Here is a 17,552-nt window from a genome sequence, read left to right as displayed (position 1 = left end):
CTAAAAAACACAATGAACGGGAGAAAAAACCAAACCGTAACGGTGGTGCTTCCTGCTGGCACACCTGCCGGAGTGCATGAAGTAACCGAGATACTGGACACCCAATACCAGCAGTGTGTGGGCGTTGCCGTGTACGAAACAAGCAATGGTGGAGTGCCAAACTACAAAATCGGCCTTCGTGACGACACCCAAACCTATCAGATGAACACGCATCGTGATGATTGGGTAAGCTCAACCGATGTTGCCCCGGACGAACGCTACAAGTCCCTTGACCTGCCAGTGAACGGCTCACGTCTTACGATTAGAACACAGTTGCAGGCAGCTCTAACCTCTGAGTTGTCTTACGATATCGTGTTCAGGCTAATCGGCAAGAAGTAAGCTTCTCAATGGCTATCAAAATCGGATTAGAGTGTAACAGAGCCGAAAAATTCAAAACGCGCATTGACAAGTGCCTTTCCTTCTGTGTGGAGAACAGAGGCACGACCATCATCTACATATCCTTTGATGATGGCGACTCTGAGATTGATGTGCAGCCTGGGGACACCTTCAGGGAGTTTGCCGGAGGCTCCGGAGAACTGTACACAGGCGAGATGAGTGTTCGCTTCGGCTCCAAACCTGCCGATGCTGACCCTGCCGAGCCTGTCATCAACAAAGTGAACGTGATCAAAAACCTTTTTTACTGCAATAACTAAGATGGCTTCAGGTGGAATGCGCAAAATGCGTTCAGATGGCGGAAAGCTCCGCATTGACGTGACAGGCAGAAATTTTGCCTATCCGACACAGTTTAACCAGCAACACAAGTACAGAAATGTACAGGAGTTCGTTCAGGCCTTCCTCGTCGTTGAGCTTCCTCCTCTAGCCTCTATTGCAGGGCACTTTAGGCTGAATGGCAGCACAACGTTTGTGGCCTTCGGCACGATTGAGCGCGGTACCATCGTCAGCGAGGTACGCATAACAGCCAGGGGCCAGAGCCAGGTAAACAGCCCTGACCTTGCCGAGATTATGATTAACGGTGGTGCCTCTCCAGCCAGCACCCTCTTAGAAGCCGGTATTAGGGATTCAACCGTTTACGGTTCCGACACTGCATTACTTCTCAATACGCCTAAGTCCTACAATGTTCGGGCAAAAGACGTGAAGGGAGTGCTCTCGAACAACCCTTCCGCTACCTGGGGCACAGGCGTTAAGGCCTACTATGGCTTTGGCAACGTGACAGGCACAGGCATTACCGAAACTTGGGTTCGCACGAACCTCACCAAACACGCAAACTTCAATCAGCACATGGGTAAGGTAACGGTTACTCCTGGACCTGATGACTACATACTTTATCTGGCGCCTACAGCCTGGGGAGAGCGGGTTTTCGAGTTCTTGGGTTCCGACCAGACAAACCCCGAAAGCCTTACGAGGGTGAAGGTCCGCACCGATGCGGAGATAGCCAACGGCATCCTACAGGCAGATGCCACGGAATACTTTGTAATACGCTCATTGGGGCAAGGTTTGGGCAACGGCTCACCTTACTCCTTTGACATAGGCACCATAGGCTAAGATGGCTCTCATAACAGAAGTAGTGCAGGGAACAAACTTCCCTGCCTCCATTGGTCTAACACCTGACCAGAAATCGAAAGGCGTGGCGCTTACGCAGGGAAACCAGATACAGGGAAGCCCGAAGTTCTACGCGACCCTCACTGACTTGCAGGCCTGCCCTACTGGATGGCTCATGCCAGGCAACGAGGGCACCGTTTACAACGATGCCATTGCCGCAAACAACGGACTGTACACGGTATCAGCGGACCTGCTTACCTGGACAAAGTATGACGGAGGGGGAAAAGTGGACTCGGTGAACAGTGTGGGGCCGACAGCAGGCACAAAGAACGTGGCACTGACGACCGACCATATTCCGGAGGGAGCAAGCCTGTTCTTCACCAACGCCAGGGCCATAGGCGCTGTGCTTACCGGTTACGCAAAGGCCACACTTGCCAGCGCCATTGCCGCAACAGATTCTATTCTGGCTGCTTTCGGGAAGCTGGAGTTTAAGATGGACCTGAAGGCCGACAAAACTTACGTTGACGGCTCGCTAAGCACGAAAGCTGACCTTGTAAGCGGTAAGGTGCCCACGACACAGCTACCCGACAGCATCTTAGGGCAACTGGAGTACAAGGGCACCTACGATGCGGCAACCAACGCGCCAGCACTGCCAGATGCCACTACGGTAAAAGGCCATTACTACGTGGTGAGCGTGGCCGGTACCTCCATTGTCAACAACAAAGCCTATGATGTGGGCGATTGGGCTGTGTCTGACGGTGTGGTTTGGGACAAAGTGGACAACACGGACCAGGTAACACTGGTGTTTGGCCGCAAGGGGGCAATCACAGCGCAAGCCGGTGACTACAACTCTGACCAGATAACAGAGGCAGCTAATAACAAATACTTCACCAACGCCAGGGCAATTGCCGCTGTGCTCACCGGTTACGCGAAGGCCACGATATCAAGCGCACTTGCCGCAACGGATTCCATCGCTGCCGCTTTCGGGAAACTGGAATTCAGGATAGATGAGTTTGTAACGGCTCTTTCCAATAAGCAGGACAAGTTGACATTTGACAGTGCCCCCACGGCAAACAGCTCCAACCCTGTAAGCTCCGGAGGCCTGTTCACAGCCGCACGGGCAATGGCGCACGAGGAACTTGCTGTTATCGGTGTGGTGGGCACAGACACAGAGCTGGCGGTAGACTGGGACTGCAAAAACAGGAAAGACGACAATAAGAAGCTGACGATAACCAACACAGCCACGGCTACAAACCTGAACGTCAACTTCCTAAACATGGACGATGGTTCAACGGCACTGATGGTGTTCTTCAAGAACGGCGGCGGTGACATTACCATCAAGCCTTCTGTCAACTTGCCGCTCGGGTCTCGCTTCCTGGTGCCGGACGGTGCCACGAAGATTACTATCACGGGCACTAACACGCTCATTATCTCTGTGCACAGGAAGGCCAATGACTATTTCTTTAACCTAAGCGGAGGCTTCACTGCCGCAGCATAATGGCGATGTGGTTTAGAAAGACGCTTAACTCGCAGAACTCGCTTTGGTACTCCACTGCCTCTAACCATTCTGGAAAGATCAGGCTGGGTTCTAACGCGCACAACCAGGGCTTTCAGAAGCAGCAGGGAAAGGTAGAGGTTTTCGATTCCACAGGCGCGACGCTGCTGGAGACAATCATACTGCCGCGAGAGAGTGACTATGGCGATGTGTCTCACGCTTCTGGCACAAAGAGGCTACGCGTTACCCTTGTCACTGGCTCCAGGGGCATCATGAACAACTATTACAACGGTGGGCACTTCCGCTTGACCCAGGCAGAATTTGAGGCTGTGATCAGAAACTACCTACAGGCAGGCTACCAGAGAGGCTTTTGGTCTTACCCTGCCTACGAGGCGACCTACAACATCAACTCTATCCTTAAAGTCATCCCGAGACGCGGGATGCCGACCGGCGGAACGCTGGTAACGAACGGTGGCTCTACCTACTTCAATGGGGAGCTGGTGCCGGAACTAAAGCAGTTCGAGTTCAACACGAACAGCTTAAACCATCATGGCATGTTCTTTTTAAGCAGCACCACGGGCGATATAAACAACCTGCTTGGTTCGATGAACTCCAGGGTGCTGATTCATGCCAATAACACGACAGGCATCATTGACCAGACTTACCTTAACAGGCCCAATGACTGGTGTATGCGCTTGACGGGCAGATCAGGTATGTGGCCTAACAACGTTGCTGACCTGAGCCTGATGACAAAGCTTGAATATGCGCAGTTAGGCAACGGCATTACCAGTGTCATCTGGGGCAATCTCGGATTGCTGAAGGGGGTAGACCTGAACGGAAATGACTTCTCCGGAACGCTTGACCTTTCGGGCATGACCAATGTAAACGCTGGCAACAACGTGGGTGGTGGCTACCTTGACGGAATTGCCGTGACGCACTGTAAACTGCTCTCTTCGCTCATCGTGCCGGTGGGTAACTCCGCTAACGCAAGCTGGCAATACGTGCTGAGCGTGACAGGAAGCGCACTGACCAGCATCCAGTTCCCTGTAGGCTGTAGGATTAAGAACCTAATTGGCAACGACATGACCAGTGCGACAACCTGGGCAGTGGATTTGACCAACATGAGCACTGGCTTTAGTCTTCAGATGCAGAACGCAAAGCTGCACGGTATAACCCCTCCTTCCAAAGCAGGGCTTGTCTACAATTGCTGGCTCACAAATAACATCTTCACCACAGAAGTGAATTGGGCGCAGCTGATGAATGCAGGGGGCACAAATGCTTTGTTCCGGATCGGCAGCAACTATTCACCTTATGCGGCCACTTACCCCTGGGCAATTCCGCTTGGCGTGATGAAAGGCCATTACCTATGGGATTTGGACTACCTGAAGAACTTCACCCTTCAGATGCTCTACGATTCTGTTAAAAGCCTCTACGATGCCAGAGCCTTGCTGACCTCTTCCAGCTTCAGACAACTGCTTATCCGTCACGGTGGGATGGCCACAAAGTCTACGGTTGCGCCAGCAGACTATGTCACAGGCACCTCGGATGGCACTATCACGGTGCCGGTGGATGATGCAGGCTACCAGCTTGCGGTACGCCAGATGTGCCATGTGCTTTTTAACCAGCTCAAAGACGGACTGACGGTGAAAAGCTCTAACGAAGATTTGAAGTACCGATTTACAACTTTAGCACTATAGCACGATGATTCAGATGGTAATCTACAACAAGGGGAGAGTGGAGAGCATTCAACCGGCAGAAGGAGAAGGCCTATACACGCACTCCAAATGGATTGTGGACGAGCTGGAAAAGGTAAAGCAGCGATTAGAGGGGAAGGGTGTTGACGTGACCGAGATTCTGCGCTTTCAAGGCCTTCCGTTCGACCTTTCCGTTGATGTTCCCCCGCTACAATAGCCAGCCATGCCGAAGGAACTTGTACCGCAGCTGGTGACGCTTGACACGGCCATTGCCCTCATTCACCGGATGCCAAACAGTGAGCTGTACACGCAGCTGGCTGTGCTGCACGAAGCAGGCGCAAAACCCACACCGCTAACACCGGAAGCGGAATTTGACGAGGGCAGCCTTTACGCGCAGGCACAGGCCGCTTTCAATGAATACCCCTACAGCAGCATTCAGCTGCATGTGAAGCGGAAAAACGGGCTGCTGAGGGGGGAAATCAGACTACTGACCAAAAATATTTTCACCCTCATAAAAGACAGCGCCAACATGGGAGCATTAACTATCAAAAAGTCCTATTTACCGAAAAGCGAGAGCGAGAGCGAGAATGCTTTTCTGCCAGGGATGTCGGAAACGGCGAGAATCATCGTGCAGATGAAGCAAGAGCAGTTGGAGGAATCACGCGAGCTTGTCAAGGAGCTTCGTGACCAGCACAAAATGGACCAGGACACGATTCGAAAACTGACGGATGAGAACAACAAGCTTCAGTTGGATGCCAGGATGCGTGAACGCGAGTTCGAGATTGAGAAAAGGGAACTGGAAGTCAACAAGCCGAAAGGACTTGAAGGCGTGATGCAAACCGTGCAAGGCCTTCCTGAATCGGTGACACTGGCCCTTATCAGCCGCTTCTTAGGTCCGGCACCAGCTCCGCAAATACAGATGGGCGCAGCACCGATGATGCCAGGCCTGACAGCCAACCAACAGGCGCTCATCACTGAGCTTAACAAAGAGCTTTCGCAGTGGGACGAGCAGCAGCTCACCAAGCTCTACGCAGTGGTGATTTACGCCAAGCAAGGACAAATCCATTTAGACAGAGTAATAGCGCAGGTTCAACATGCAGCATAAACAGACCATCATCATCGAGGCGAAAAACGAGCTGGAGGCACTTAGAAAGCTAAGCGCGCTTCAGGAAATCGCCAAAAACATATCATCCGATAACCTTGCGACGCTGGCAGAGAAGTCAAAGAAGGCAGGTATCAACACAAAGATCCAACTGTTCCAATCTTACATCTAACACAGTATGGCAAACCTCCCTGCTATGAATATCCAAATGCCGGAGAGCGCCATAAGCAAGGCGCTGAACGGTGTGTTCCTGGTGGCCGCTGCCGGTGGCACTTATTTTATTGTCAATAAGCTCATGCAGGATGCTAAAAGAAATGCCGCACTGAAAGAATACGGCAACCCTAACTCTGTCAATGGGATGGCCGCAACCTTCGCTACGCAGTTCTACAACGCCATGTACTCCACATGGGAATGGTGGAATGACATAATGGGTGACGGCACGGACGAGGACACTATCTACCGCACAGCCGGAGAGATGTTCCGCACCCGCATTACCCTGCATGATGTGGCGCAGAAGTACAAGGCGCTCTACAACAAAGACCTGCTGCAGGACCTGCAGCGCGAGCTTGACGCAGAAGAGCTGCAGGCCTTCAACCGCATGTTAAGCTCCGGGCTTACAGGAGTAGCCAGCCTTGCCGCTGTGCCGCACAGAATGGCCACAGCGATACGGACCACTATCCTGAACGAGCGGCTACAGCCTGTTCACCAGGTGCCGGCAAACACGATTTTGGGCGACTACGTGCCCGACCAGATTTCAGCCTATCAGCTTGCCGACGGCAGGACGATGGTGGGCTTCATGTTCAACCGAAACATGCGCTATGTGGATAGCGCTGTGATAAAACTCGTCGCCTGATGAACAGCACGAACTATCTCCCGAGAAAAAAAGCCCTGACCAAAAGCAACACTTACAAGCCAGTAAGGAAGCCAAAGCAGAACACCTACCGAAAGCCGCAAACCAGCGGCAAAGGTGGTGACAGCAAAGTGATGAAGTACCTGGTCATCGCAGCAGTGGGTGGTGCCGCTTTCGCTATCCTGAAGGATGCAGGCGCAAGCCCCCGAAATGATGATGCCGCTCCCTCTTCTGCTTCCGCTGTAACGCCAGCGCCAACACAGACGGTGGTAACAAGGCCTACACCTGCACCGACAAAGCAGCCAACGGTGTACAAGCCAGCGCCAACGACCACTTCTGCAGGCAACTATGTTTTTGTGGATTCATGGAACGGGGAGGGCATCTATGCCGAGACTTCTCCGATTTACAGCAGCATGACCGGCAACGGGCGCAAGTTCATCACCATGCTTTCCAACAAGTGCTTTGTGGGCCTGTGGACCGGAAAGAAGGCAAACAAGATGCTGGAAATCTACACCAAGACTTCGAGCGGCAGCCAATATAACTTCTGGATAGCAGCCGACCAGGTGAAGATCCTGTCCAAAGCAGGCTATGACCAGGCCATGTATTCCGGAGCCGGAAAAGGAAAGACCTCAGCAGAGCTGGCCGCTATCATCAACTACTTTAAAAAATAACCACGATGGCTAATTACGATATCAGCTACCGCATTGTCATGGGCAATGAGGGTGGTTATGCAAACAAGAGCACGGACGCTGGAGGCGAGACTTATAAAGGCATTTCCCGCAAGTGGTGGCCCAAGTGGGCAGGATGGGCCATCATAGACGCTGTGAAGGCTGTCCGTCCGATAAAGTGGAACGAGGAGATTCAGGATTATTACCTGAAAATCAACGTGAAGACCTTTTACAAGGCCTACTGGCGCAGCTTCGGCGGTGACAAGCTGGTAGACCAGGACATTGCCAACATCATGTTCGACATGTATGTGCTCACTGGTGACGATGGCGTGAAGATCGCACAGCGGGTGTGTAACGCAATGGGCTACAACCTGAAAGTAGATGGAGTGATGGGCGACCTGACAGCGGGTGCCATTAACAGCCTGAACCCCGAAGCCTTCTTCTCCAGGTACTTTACCGCAAGGGAGAAGTTTCACCGTGCCGTTGCAGCCGGAAACGCTGAAACGGGGATGCCGAACCTGGAGGGATGGCTGCGCAGGCTGTACAAATTCCACTACGTTTTCACAAAAAAAAAGAGTTTGGCCTGTTAGCCCTGCTGGTAATGGCAGCCGGAGGAATCTACCTACTCAATTCTTCATCTAAAAAGAGCGATGCACACCGAAACATTAGCACCCGGGCAAAAGACGGAAATCAGGGTAGAGCAGAAAAAGCAGATTAAGCTTATCGGCTCCACACGCAAGGTGCCAGGCCACACTATGTTTGAGCTCAACCTGGAGACACAGGAGATAAAGCAGGCCGAGTACCAGGAAGGCACCGTGTACGCCTACACCGAAAAGAGCCATGAGCACCAGCACAGGCTCAAACTGGTGGTGAAAGAGAACTGCATCTATGTGCAGGCCCTCAACAAGAAAAACGCATTTAAAAAACTAGCTAAAATCAAATGAAACCACTTCTACAAAACGTGTTAAAAGGCTGGAAAAGCACCATCATCGGCTTTATCCTGTTTGCCTGCATCATCTTGTCAGTGTTCCAAGTGGATGCTGTCACCTGGGCAGATGCCATTCTCCCGCTGATGGTGAGCTTGATGCTGATTTTCGCACCACGCGACTTTAGGAAGGCGCTGGTGAAGTTCATTACCTCCAGAGCCGGCATCATCCTATGGCTGATCGGTTTCACCGCACTGCTGATAGGCTGCAAAACCCAAAAAGAGCAGCCGCAGCAGCCTCCGGCACAGGTGCATAAGGTATGGACGCAAGCCACTGTGACGAACGCCATAGGCGCTGATTCCGCAGCCGTTACGGTGGACTTTGAGCAAATGGAGCTGGAGCGGGAATACAACGCACAGCAAGGAAGGGCCACGGCTACAGTCAGTAAGGACGCCAAAGGTGCCGTTACCGGAAAGTGCGACTGTGAGGGCAAGACCCAAACCGACACGCTAAAGCTCTACACCCGCACGGAGGTGCCGGTGCCTTACCCTGTGCGTGACCCCAAATACGAGAATAGCAGGGATGCCGCAGAAGTAGGGCCTGTCTGGTGGATGCTACGCAACATCATCACTCCGTTTTGCCTCTTAGCCCTGGGAATAGTGGGCCTGTTTCTGATAGTGATTCTCCTAAAGCACCTACTACAAAATCTCTTTAGTCCTGCCAGGAAAACAGCAAGTGAGCAATAAGAAATACGCATAGCCGGAGGAAGCGCCATAGCCGCTGTGATTTTCGATGTGTACGAGCTGAAAACAGGCAACGTGCGCGCCCAAACAGATTTCCATATCCTTAGATGGCAGTAATCATCGCCATAACCAGAAAGTTTATTCACCCTTAAAATTCATAGACCAATGCTTGACCCTATTTCATTAGGCGTAGGAGCCGCAGGAGTAATCGGCTTCAATATGCTCACAGACAAAAAGAAACCTGCTGCCAGACGCAGGAAGAAAGCCACTTCTAAAAAGAAGAGAGCTGCCCCAAAAAGAAGGAAGGCCGCTGCCCCAAAAAGGAAAGCAGCCCCTAAAAAGCGCAGCACTGCAAAAAAGAGGACTGCAAAAAAAAGAACTGCAAGTGCTAAGAAGCGCAAGTAGCAAAAACCGTAGCAGCTGCCTTACCAGGGAGCTGCTACTGCTTTAGTACAGCAGGCAGATGAGAAAGAAACCAACCGAACCGAGGAAAACGGCAGCTAAAAAGAGAACAGCCCTCTCCTTCTGGTACCATTACAACAAACCAGCCAGCCAGAAAGCCAGGAAGCCGAAAATATCGGTTCACTATGACAAGAAATGCCACATAGTTGATTCGATCGTGTGCAACGTGCCGACAGCAGGGCACCAGCGCAATACGCAGCCGCATTTCGTGGTGAAGGGCAAAGGGATAATGACTATCAAAAAAGGTATCGCTTACATCAACTAAACCGATATGGGACGCTGTGAGAACTGCAACAAGATCTTAATAAACGAAGTGGAAGAAGCCGTGGGGCTTTGCGCACGATGCGAGCGAAAACAACCTGTAGCACCTAAAGACCTGGTTGAGTTTGAGCATACTTCCGCTGCCAACACGAACCAGGAAAATGAAGCATAGGGAATTTGTAAAGGCGATTGTTCAGCGCCTAACCGAAGGCGTTAAGGATAATAAAACCTCTGTAGAGAAGCTTGCCGCTGGCTACGGGATAACAGACAAGACACTGGTAAAGGAATTCACCGAACTGGCCATTGTCCTTCGTGCCCGAGAGCTGGCACATGCCCCAGGGCGCAGCACAGAGGAACGGTTCGAAAGCATTGTGCAGCTCTACAACAACCAGGTAAACCTCTCCTTCCGGACAAACAAGAGTATGCTCATGCAGCAGTACTCCACGCCAGCGCCTATTGGCTATCTGGCAGGTGTCTACGTTGGGGCAGACAAGCCGGAAAACAGCCTCTTCGAGCCGAGCGCAGGTAATGGGCTTCTCACGATTGCGGCAAACCCGCAACGGTGCAGCGTCAATGAGCTTGACAAGGAGAGGCGCATGAACCTGGAGACGCAAGGGTACCGCGCTGTGACAGGAGAGGATGCCACACAGCCTTTCCGCTTCCTGCAGAAGCAGTTTGACTGCATCGTCACCAATCCCCCGTTCGGCAACACGGATGAAGTGGTGTTCGGTGGCTACAGGCTCAAATCTTTAGAGCAGGTAATGGCCGTTCGTGCCCTGGACTGCATGAAGGATTCCGGACGTGCCGCTATCATCATCGGTGGGCACTCTTCCTGGGATGCCAAAGGCCGTTTGCAGGCTGGGAAGAACCGCCTTTTCTTCAATTACCTCTACCGCCACTATTATGTGGACGATGTGATTAACATCGACAGCAAGCGCCTTTACACCCGCCAAGGCACAGGCTTTGCCGTTCGCCTTATTCTTATCCGAGGCAGGAAGCAGACACCCGAGGGTGTTTCTCCGCTCAAAACAGAGCTTGACACATTAGTGCGGACTTACGGTGAGCTGTACGAGCGTGTGATGCAGTATTTGCCTCAGCCAACTACAAACCACTCTAAAAGACTTCAAATGCTACGCCTTAAAGCCAAAGCCGCTAAAGTAAAACTACAACTCCTGGACTTGGATAGCCTGGGAATGCCCTATACCCCTACCTCCAACGCCTGCATCGTGCTGGATACGCATGTGCCCGATATGATGGCGCACGAAACGTTCTCTTCCCTTGCAAAGATAAAAGAGGCCGTGGGCGGCAGCATTGATGCCTTTGTGCAGCACCGTTTAGGCTATGCCAGCAACATCGAGATGTGCAAGGCACTGGCAGCAGAGCAGATTGATGCCGTGGCGATGGCTATCTACAATATTGAAGCGCGGGGCCAGGGAATGATCATTGGCGACCAGACCGGTATAGGCAAGGGCAGGCAGGCCGCTGCCATTATCCGCTATGCCGTAAAGCAGGGCAGAAAGCCGGTGTTTATCACTGAAAAGCCTAACCTGTTCTCTGACCTGTACCGCGACTTGGTGGCCATTGGCTCCGCTGACCTGGTGCCCTTCATTGTCAACAGCCGCGACAAGAAGACCAAAATCAAAGATGACCGTGGCAAGGTGGTGTATGAGGCATTGCCTGAAAAGCAGCTGAAAGACGCTATAAAAAGCAACAGCATACCCGCAGGTTTTGACTATGCCTGTGCAACATACTCACAGTTCAACTCACCCGAAAAGTCTCCTGCTAAGCCCTCCTGGTTACGTAAGGTTGCAGCCGGTAACATCATCATCATGGATGAATCGCACAACGCCTCCGGAGAATCGAACACAGGTAACTTCCTTCAGGATATCGTGGCCAGCGCTGCCGGTGTGCTCTTCCTTTCCGCAACCTACGCAAAGCGCTCCGACAACCTGCCGTTGTATGCGATGAAAACCGCCATGTCTGATGCCAACCTATCGAAAGAGGGACTGGTGGAGGCCATTCAAAAAGGTGGTGTGGCGCTGCAGGAGATTCTTTCTTCACAGCTCGTGCAGGAAGGCCAGATGATACGCAGGGAGCGCAGTTTTGAGGGTATCGAGGTAAACTACATCACACTGGATAAAACAGCCGGTGACCCATCCCTTGACAAGGAGCTGGAGCATAAAGCCGTGGCCGATAACCTGACCGAGATAATGCGCGAGATTATCGGGTTCCAGGAAAAGCATGTGGAGCCGAGCATTGAGGAGATGGATAAGGTTGCCGCTGCTGAATCAAAGGAGATTAAGAAACGCGGGGGCACCTCTGCCGCGGGCGTTGACAATTCCCCCTACTTCTCTAAAATCTTTCAGGTAATCAATCAGATGCTGTTCAGCATAAAGGCCGATACCGTGGCCGAACGTGCCATACAGCGCTTGGGGGAAGGTAAGAAGCCTGTTATCGCTTTTGCCTCCACAATGGGCAGCTTCATTGAGCAAATGGAGGATGAGAACGGCATGACGGTGGGCAACGGCTCTATGATAGACATAGACTTTGCCACGGTGCTGCAGCGAGGCCTTGACGGTGTGATGCGCTATACTGTAACCGACCACGATGGCAGCAAGGAGAAAAAGCAGCTTGAGGTGTATGACCTTTCTCCGGAGGCGCAGGAAAAGTACTTCCAGATTTCAGAGCGTATCAAACATGCCACTTCCGGTATTACAATCAGCCCGATTGACGCAGTGAAGCAGCGCATTGAGGCCGCTGGTTATTCCGTGGCAGAGGTGACAGGCCGCAAGTACGAGGTGCAGCTAAACCATAAGACCGGAAAAGGCTTGGTGATGTTACGCGAGAAAGTAGCCACGAACGATGCCTTTAGAGCTTTCAATGACAATGAGGTAGACGTGCTGATGATTAACCAGTCCGGTTCCACCGGTGCCTCAGCCCATGCGGTGCCTACGAAAGTGGTGCCGGTAGACAAGGTAAAGCAGCGTGTGATGCTGATACTGCAGGCAGAGCTTGACATTAACACAGAGGTGCAGAAAAGAGGCCGCATTAACCGCACAGGCCAGCTAAAGCACATACCTCCCATCTATGACTACGTTATCAGCGCCATTCCAGCGGAGAAGCGCTTGATGATGATGCTACAGAAGAAATTGAAGTCCCTGGATGCCAACACTTCCTCTAACCAGAAGCAAAGCGAGGCTGTGCTAAGTGTTCCGGACTTTTTGAACAAGTACGGTGATACCGTGGTGCAAAAGTACCTTCTGGAAAACCTTGACCTGAATGAGAAGTTGGGCGACCCGCTGGGCGTTGGCAAGGAAGAGGATGCCAAAAAGCAGGACACCCGCGGCAACGCCATTTCCTTAGCACACAAGGTTTCCGGACGTGTGGCAGTGCTTTCCACTGCCGAGCAGCAGCAGTTTTACGAGGATATAACCGAAGCCTACGATGATTATATCGAGGAACTCAAGCGCAAGGATGAGTATGATTTGGAGGTAGAGGCGATGGACTTGGAGGCAGAGACTATCAACAGCCAGATAGCCAAAATAGGCAAGGGTGGCAGTTCTGTGTTCTCCGAAAACACGATGCTGGAGACGATACGGGCCAAAGTGCTCAAAAAGCCGATGTCTAAAGCCGAGGTGCACAACCTGGTGCAAGAATCGTTGGGCGGCAAAACAGCGGCACAGCAATTGGAGGAACTGCTGGCTGAGTGCAAGGCCTTCATGCAGGATGCCGCAAACACTGAAGTCCTGGAGGCAAGGGCAAAATATGACGAGCTGGAAGCCAAGACTCACCTTGACAAGAAGATTGCCAAGCTTCCAGCAGCAGAGCAGCTGGAGACCATACAGGAGCGCAGAAGGCTTATACAGGAGACAAGGCAGGCAGCAGAGCAAAAGATAAAGACCGCTGCCAACAACCGCTTTGGCTATCTGAACGGCATCTTTAAGTTCTTCACCATTGGCAGGGGCATCTATTATCATATCGGGCGTGAGACACTGGCAAAGGGCATCTTCCTGGGCTATAAGATTGACCGCAAAAAGAAGAACCCTTTTGCACCGAGCAACGTCCGGTTGCGCTTTGCCGTGGCGCACAGCACAAAGTACCTAGAGATACCTGCAAGCCAGAACGAGCCGATAAGCGCCATAAGAGGATCCTCTTACAATATTTCCACATGGGAGCGGGATAACATGCTGAGCGCTTGGGATGATGCCACTCGTGAAAGCACCCAGGATACCAAGATTCGCTACGTCATTACGGGTAACTTATTGCAGGCCTTTGATATGTTCCAGGGCAAGCTGGTGAGCTACACCCTGAAAGGCGGTGGTGACAGGAAAGGCATTCTGATGCCGGAGCATTGGGTGCCGCAGGAATCCAACAAGAGCGTCACGGTGCCGATCAGCCAGGCCATAGGGCAAATCAAGTCTATGACCGTGGGAAGGAGCCTTGTGACAGCGAAAGGCGTTTCCATCTTGCGCCAGTCCAACCACTACAAGATAATGGTGGCCGGCACGAAGAAATCAGGAGGCTGGTTCTTCCTTGACCCATACGTTAGCGGCCTGATGAACTTCAACCTGTTTGAGAAGATGGCTGATAAGATGGTGGCCGAAATGGAGATAGAACGCATTGACGAGCTGGTGGAGTGGCTACAGAAAAAGCAGTCTGATAGCGTGAGCCTGACGGAATCAGACTTTAGCCGGTTGTTCAAGGCCAAAATAGAGGAACGCAAGCCGGTACAGGAATGGCCGAAACTGCATGTTCCGGAAATAAGGCAGGAGCCGAAAAAAGACAAGTTTAAACTTCTGAAACTGAAGGCCAGAGCCGTGAAAGCTAAGCTATTATTACTCAGCCTAGATACTGCTAAAAAAGCCGCTTAAACCACTTTAGACACCAATTTTATCAAATCACCCGATGAAAAAGATAACAACATCAAATTACCTGGAGGTAGTAAAGAACCTGGATTTTAGAACAATGCCGGAGGCTATCAGCGAATCACACCAGATTGTACTGGAGGCGATGGAAGACGAGTGGATGGCTTATAACGAAGTGCCCGAAATTCGAGATATGGTAGACACCTATTTTGAGAAGTTGATAACATTCCTTCCTGTAGAGAAATCGGCAGATAACAGGATTTTAGTAGTGAAGCCTAAATTCGAAAGCAGAGAGACAAGCCTAAGCAGGAAAAAAGGCAAGCAGGAGCGCTCCGCTTACTCTAAGCTGCACACTTACATCCGAAACGCTGCCAGCGAGAGCCAGCTAAATAAACTGCATAAGCAGGTGGATGAGGCTTATGGCGATGAGGACATTAGCCAGGTAGAGAAAGAGGAACTGCTTAAAATGATGGATAGCAAAAGCCGTGACCTTACGCCAGCTGTCACCTTCACGAAAAAGAAGCTTGTTCCTACCGAAAACGGTTATGAGTATGTAAACGAAGAACCGAAGCAGGAAAAGCCTATCATTTCTTCTTTGGAGGAAGGCTATAAGCTGATAGCCGATGCCTCACACCCTATTTCGCTTAACACACTGGAAAATGCCATTGAGCAGAGCCATAAAGCAGGAGCCTACGGCATCATACAGAAAAGAAAGCTGATGCAAGTCCTGCAGGAAAGAAAAGAAGAGTTGTTTCCGGAGAAGTACCCGAAGAAAAAGAGCTTAGATGAATGGCTGCAGGAAGCGCTCAATGCACAGTCACAAGATGAGCTGGATGCTTTGCAGGCAAAGTGGGCCGCTGACAAAGACCTGGGAAGCAGGGAAAAGGGGATGCTAGAGAGCTACGTGCCTGGTATCTCCAGCCGTTTAGCCGAAGCTGCCAAAAGAAAAGTAGCCTCTGCCAAGCCAAAGGATAGCTACGACTCACTCCAGAGTAAGCCTATCAAGCAGCTGACCTACGGTGACTTTAAAGTACTGATGGAAGGAGCACCAGGCAAAAAGGAACTCGTGAAATACTATGAACAGGCAAAAACAGCACACAAAGAGCGCAGGCTTGATGCCATGTACATGAAAGGGCTGGAGGACTTGTACAAAGAATTGCTGCCCAAAGTAGAGAAGAAGACAGCCAGGAAAGCCAAAGCGAAGGCAGAGCCGAAGCCCAAAAAGTTTAAATCCATCAAGCAGGTGGCCTATCACGACCACTTCACCGATGAGGAGAAAGTGATCAAGCGGTTTGTGGCGATGGACGGAAAGGTAAAAACCGAAAAGCAGGTAAAAGCCTTGCTGGACACGGTAAACAAGCTGGTGGTAGAGCGCAAAATCAGAAAGAACAGCCACAATGCTGCTGTTATCGGTATAGCACAGGACAGACTGAAAGCCATTCTGAAGAACATGGCAGCCGAGGAAGTAACTGAATTACAGTTGGACTTTGCTTCTGACACCCTAAACATGCTGAAGAAGTTTGCAAAGCAGAGCAAAGTATACAGCACCGTTTTGCTTCTAAAGCGCTTCATTCCGATGATGGGTACCTCTCCGGATAAAGCAAAGGCCAAAAAGCTCCTGCAGGACATTACCAGAGGCTTGAAAACAGGCGCCATTCAGAAGAGCGATACCTACTACAAGCAACTCTCTGATGCCGTGGATGACTTGATGGACTATCTGCACAATGGGTTCAAGTACATTCCGCTGGACACTCCGAGTCTATCGGGCCTGGGTAGCCTTCCGGAGTTTGCAGGCCTGGGATGCCCTGATACAGACGGTAACCCGTGCGGATGCGCCAAACCTGCCTTAGCTAGAGTAGCTGCAACTAAAAAAAAAGCCCAACTAAAAGCCGCTCCGGAAAGAAAAGTAAAGCTGCCAGGTAGTCTGGCCGGAATCTTTACGCAGATAGACCAGCCTGGTGTAGACACAAAGAAAAACACATTCCGTTTGCAAGGAGACATTGGCAAGTTCCTGGGCAACATCGAGCGGAAAGAATATGCCATTGCCCTTCGCGGTGATAAGGGTGCCGGTAAGACAAGCTTTCTGTATCAGCTGATGGATGCTTTTGCCGAGCAAGGCTTCAACGTGGCCTCTTTCACACTGGAGATAGACAAGCAGTCGGACTTGGTACAGCGGATGACGCAGAAGTTTATCAAGCCAAAGAACCGCAGCCGCATTCAGGCGGCCTCCATCGCTCCGGACGGAATCGCCACCATCCGCGAGGCTGCAAAGTTCTTCGACGTGGTGGCCATCGACAGCTTTAGCAAACTCAATGCAAACCAGATGGAGTTCGATAAGCTGCGCAAGGATTTCCCTAACACATTCTTCTTAGTGATCTTCCAAAGCACAACTGCAGGAACAGCTAGAGGCGGGGCAGCTGCCGAGTATGATGCTGGTGTGGTGATTCAAGTTGACGAGCCAGGTGTGGCACTCTGTGAAAAGAACCGATATGCAGATGCTGACAGTATGGGCCTTAAGTATTTGGTGCATGAACAACACTTACAGATAGAAAATGCATGATAGCAGCTTTTTAAGCTATTATTGCAATCTGATTAAAACACTGCGATATACTAAAACAAATAACATACTAGCTCTTAAAATGGGAAATAATACGCTTTTAGCTTTAGAAGCAGTGGGCCTGGGCTTAATTGTAATTATCGTGGTTCTATAGATACGCTACACCATTATAGCTTCTAAATCTTGTGCTCCTCTCAGGGGTGATTAATTCCATGCGGTTTCCTACTAATGTAAAACAGCTGATTCAATAAATTGGAGGTGGACTTATGGATAACTCTGTCGAGTTACCCACAAGTCCACCTCTGTGGTAATAGCATTAACTTGAGATAGGTTCAAGAGGTAAACTGTAGCGCATCTTTTGAACCTTCACAGTATACCAATCTACTCTTT

General features: G+C 51.1%; 17 protein-coding genes. All 17 read left to right on the top strand.

Translation table 11 applies throughout. From position 1 onward, the window contains the following. Window positions 1–12 precede the first annotated feature (12 nt). Window positions 13–378 (top strand): hypothetical protein, encoded by a 366-nt coding sequence (locus tag ACFS7Z_RS13825; protein ID WP_377485533.1) that lies wholly within the window; start codon window positions 13–15, stop codon window positions 376–378. A gap of 8 nt (window positions 379–386) precedes the next feature. Then, window positions 387–692 (top strand): hypothetical protein, encoded by a 306-nt coding sequence (locus ACFS7Z_RS13820; RefSeq protein ID WP_377485531.1) that lies wholly within the window; start codon window positions 387–389, stop codon window positions 690–692. A gap of 1 nt (window position 693) precedes the next feature. Continuing rightward, entirely contained in the window at window positions 694–1,542 is an 849-nt protein-coding gene (locus tag ACFS7Z_RS13815; protein WP_377485529.1) for a hypothetical protein, read from the top strand. Window position 1,543: 1 nt separating this feature from the next. After that, window positions 1,544–3,037 carry a hypothetical protein gene (locus ACFS7Z_RS13810; RefSeq protein WP_377485527.1) on the top strand — a complete coding sequence of 498 codons (1,494 nt, stop codon included), beginning with the start codon at window positions 1,544–1,546 and terminating at the stop codon, window positions 3,035–3,037. A gap of 5 nt (window positions 3,038–3,042) precedes the next feature. Next, the gene (locus tag ACFS7Z_RS13805; protein ID WP_377485525.1) at window positions 3,043–4,731 is read left to right on the top strand and encodes a hypothetical protein; all 1,689 of its coding nucleotides are present in this window, start codon (window positions 3,043–3,045) and stop codon (window positions 4,729–4,731) included. A gap of 4 nt (window positions 4,732–4,735) precedes the next feature. After that, window positions 4,736–4,945: a hypothetical protein gene (locus tag ACFS7Z_RS13800; protein ID WP_377485523.1), complete on the top strand. Its 210-nt coding sequence runs from the start codon at window positions 4,736–4,738 to the stop codon at window positions 4,943–4,945. Between the two features lie 6 nt (window positions 4,946–4,951). Continuing rightward, complete coding sequence (locus ACFS7Z_RS13795) at window positions 4,952–5,833, top strand: hypothetical protein (RefSeq protein WP_377485521.1); 882 nt, start codon at window positions 4,952–4,954, stop codon at window positions 5,831–5,833. Continuing rightward, window positions 5,823–6,002 carry a hypothetical protein gene (locus ACFS7Z_RS13790; RefSeq protein WP_377485519.1) on the top strand — a complete coding sequence of 60 codons (180 nt, stop codon included), beginning with the start codon at window positions 5,823–5,825 and terminating at the stop codon, window positions 6,000–6,002. The genes ACFS7Z_RS13795 and ACFS7Z_RS13790 overlap by 11 nt, the downstream gene beginning before the upstream one ends. A 6-nt stretch (window positions 6,003–6,008) precedes the next feature. Continuing rightward, window positions 6,009–6,683 carry a hypothetical protein gene (locus tag ACFS7Z_RS13785; RefSeq protein ID WP_377485517.1) on the top strand — a complete coding sequence of 225 codons (675 nt, stop codon included), beginning with the start codon at window positions 6,009–6,011 and terminating at the stop codon, window positions 6,681–6,683. Beyond that, window positions 6,683–7,351, top strand: a complete 669-nt coding sequence (locus ACFS7Z_RS13780; protein ID WP_377485515.1) for a hypothetical protein — start codon at window positions 6,683–6,685, stop codon at window positions 7,349–7,351. The genes ACFS7Z_RS13785 and ACFS7Z_RS13780 overlap by 1 nt, the downstream gene beginning before the upstream one ends. A gap of 5 nt (window positions 7,352–7,356) precedes the next feature. Continuing rightward, window positions 7,357–7,938 (top strand): glycoside hydrolase family 108 protein, encoded by a 582-nt coding sequence (locus tag ACFS7Z_RS13775; RefSeq protein ID WP_377485513.1) that lies wholly within the window; start codon window positions 7,357–7,359, stop codon window positions 7,936–7,938. Window positions 7,939–7,998: 60 nt separating this feature from the next. Next, a complete protein-coding gene (locus ACFS7Z_RS13770) occupies window positions 7,999–8,292 on the top strand; it encodes a hypothetical protein (RefSeq protein ID WP_377485511.1) in 294 nt (97 codons plus the stop codon). Beyond that, window positions 8,289–9,020 (top strand): hypothetical protein, encoded by a 732-nt coding sequence (locus ACFS7Z_RS13765; RefSeq protein WP_377485509.1) that lies wholly within the window; start codon window positions 8,289–8,291, stop codon window positions 9,018–9,020. The genes ACFS7Z_RS13770 and ACFS7Z_RS13765 overlap by 4 nt, the downstream gene beginning before the upstream one ends. A gap of 460 nt (window positions 9,021–9,480) precedes the next feature. Further along, window positions 9,481–9,744 (top strand): hypothetical protein, encoded by a 264-nt coding sequence (locus ACFS7Z_RS13760; RefSeq protein WP_377485507.1) that lies wholly within the window; start codon window positions 9,481–9,483, stop codon window positions 9,742–9,744. Between the two features lie 6 nt (window positions 9,745–9,750). Further along, entirely contained in the window at window positions 9,751–9,912 is a 162-nt protein-coding gene (locus tag ACFS7Z_RS13755; protein ID WP_377485505.1) for a hypothetical protein, read from the top strand. Further along, window positions 9,902–14,611: a strawberry notch-like NTP hydrolase domain-containing protein gene (locus ACFS7Z_RS13750; protein WP_377485503.1), complete on the top strand. Its 4,710-nt coding sequence runs from the start codon at window positions 9,902–9,904 to the stop codon at window positions 14,609–14,611. The genes ACFS7Z_RS13755 and ACFS7Z_RS13750 overlap by 11 nt, the downstream gene beginning before the upstream one ends. A gap of 34 nt (window positions 14,612–14,645) precedes the next feature. Continuing rightward, window positions 14,646–17,165: a hypothetical protein gene (locus ACFS7Z_RS13745; protein ID WP_377485501.1), complete on the top strand. Its 2,520-nt coding sequence runs from the start codon at window positions 14,646–14,648 to the stop codon at window positions 17,163–17,165. Window positions 17,166–17,552 lie beyond the last annotated feature (387 nt).

It is taken from the genome of Pontibacter toksunensis, from assembly GCF_042686245.1.
In the GTDB taxonomy this organism is placed as follows: domain Bacteria; phylum Bacteroidota; class Bacteroidia; order Cytophagales; family Hymenobacteraceae; genus Pontibacter; species Pontibacter toksunensis.
Note: the sequence above shows the minus strand (reverse complement) of the source record. Positions and strands in the feature narration are given on the sequence as shown.

Excerpts from the sequence above, each read along its gene's own strand:
- ACFS7Z_RS13790 (WP_377485519.1), top strand. The coding sequence starts at position 5,823 with ATGCAGCATAAACAGACCATCATCATCGAGGCGAAAAACGAGCTGGAG.
- ACFS7Z_RS13810 (WP_377485527.1), top strand. The coding sequence starts at position 1,544 with ATGGCTCTCATAACAGAAGTAGTGCAGGGAACAAACTTCCCTGCCTCC.
- ACFS7Z_RS13745 (WP_377485501.1), top strand. The coding sequence starts at position 14,646 with ATGAAAAAGATAACAACATCAAATTACCTGGAGGTAGTAAAGAACCTG.
- ACFS7Z_RS13765 (WP_377485509.1), top strand. The coding sequence starts at position 8,289 with ATGAAACCACTTCTACAAAACGTGTTAAAAGGCTGGAAAAGCACCATC.
- ACFS7Z_RS13805 (WP_377485525.1), top strand. The coding sequence starts at position 3,043 with ATGTGGTTTAGAAAGACGCTTAACTCGCAGAACTCGCTTTGGTACTCC.
- ACFS7Z_RS13750 (WP_377485503.1), top strand. The coding sequence starts at position 9,902 with ATGAAGCATAGGGAATTTGTAAAGGCGATTGTTCAGCGCCTAACCGAA.
- ACFS7Z_RS13825 (WP_377485533.1), top strand. The coding sequence starts at position 13 with ATGAACGGGAGAAAAAACCAAACCGTAACGGTGGTGCTTCCTGCTGGC.
- ACFS7Z_RS13795 (WP_377485521.1), top strand. The coding sequence starts at position 4,952 with ATGCCGAAGGAACTTGTACCGCAGCTGGTGACGCTTGACACGGCCATT.
- ACFS7Z_RS13800 (WP_377485523.1), top strand. The coding sequence starts at position 4,736 with ATGATTCAGATGGTAATCTACAACAAGGGGAGAGTGGAGAGCATTCAA.
- ACFS7Z_RS13815 (WP_377485529.1), top strand. The coding sequence starts at position 694 with ATGGCTTCAGGTGGAATGCGCAAAATGCGTTCAGATGGCGGAAAGCTC.
- ACFS7Z_RS13775 (WP_377485513.1), top strand. The coding sequence starts at position 7,357 with ATGGCTAATTACGATATCAGCTACCGCATTGTCATGGGCAATGAGGGT.
- ACFS7Z_RS13760 (WP_377485507.1), top strand. The coding sequence starts at position 9,481 with ATGAGAAAGAAACCAACCGAACCGAGGAAAACGGCAGCTAAAAAGAGA.
- ACFS7Z_RS13770 (WP_377485511.1), top strand. The coding sequence starts at position 7,999 with ATGCACACCGAAACATTAGCACCCGGGCAAAAGACGGAAATCAGGGTA.
- ACFS7Z_RS13820 (WP_377485531.1), top strand. The coding sequence starts at position 387 with ATGGCTATCAAAATCGGATTAGAGTGTAACAGAGCCGAAAAATTCAAA.
- ACFS7Z_RS13785 (WP_377485517.1), top strand. The coding sequence starts at position 6,009 with ATGGCAAACCTCCCTGCTATGAATATCCAAATGCCGGAGAGCGCCATA.
- ACFS7Z_RS13755 (WP_377485505.1), top strand. The coding sequence starts at position 9,751 with ATGGGACGCTGTGAGAACTGCAACAAGATCTTAATAAACGAAGTGGAA.
- ACFS7Z_RS13780 (WP_377485515.1), top strand. The coding sequence starts at position 6,683 with ATGAACAGCACGAACTATCTCCCGAGAAAAAAAGCCCTGACCAAAAGC.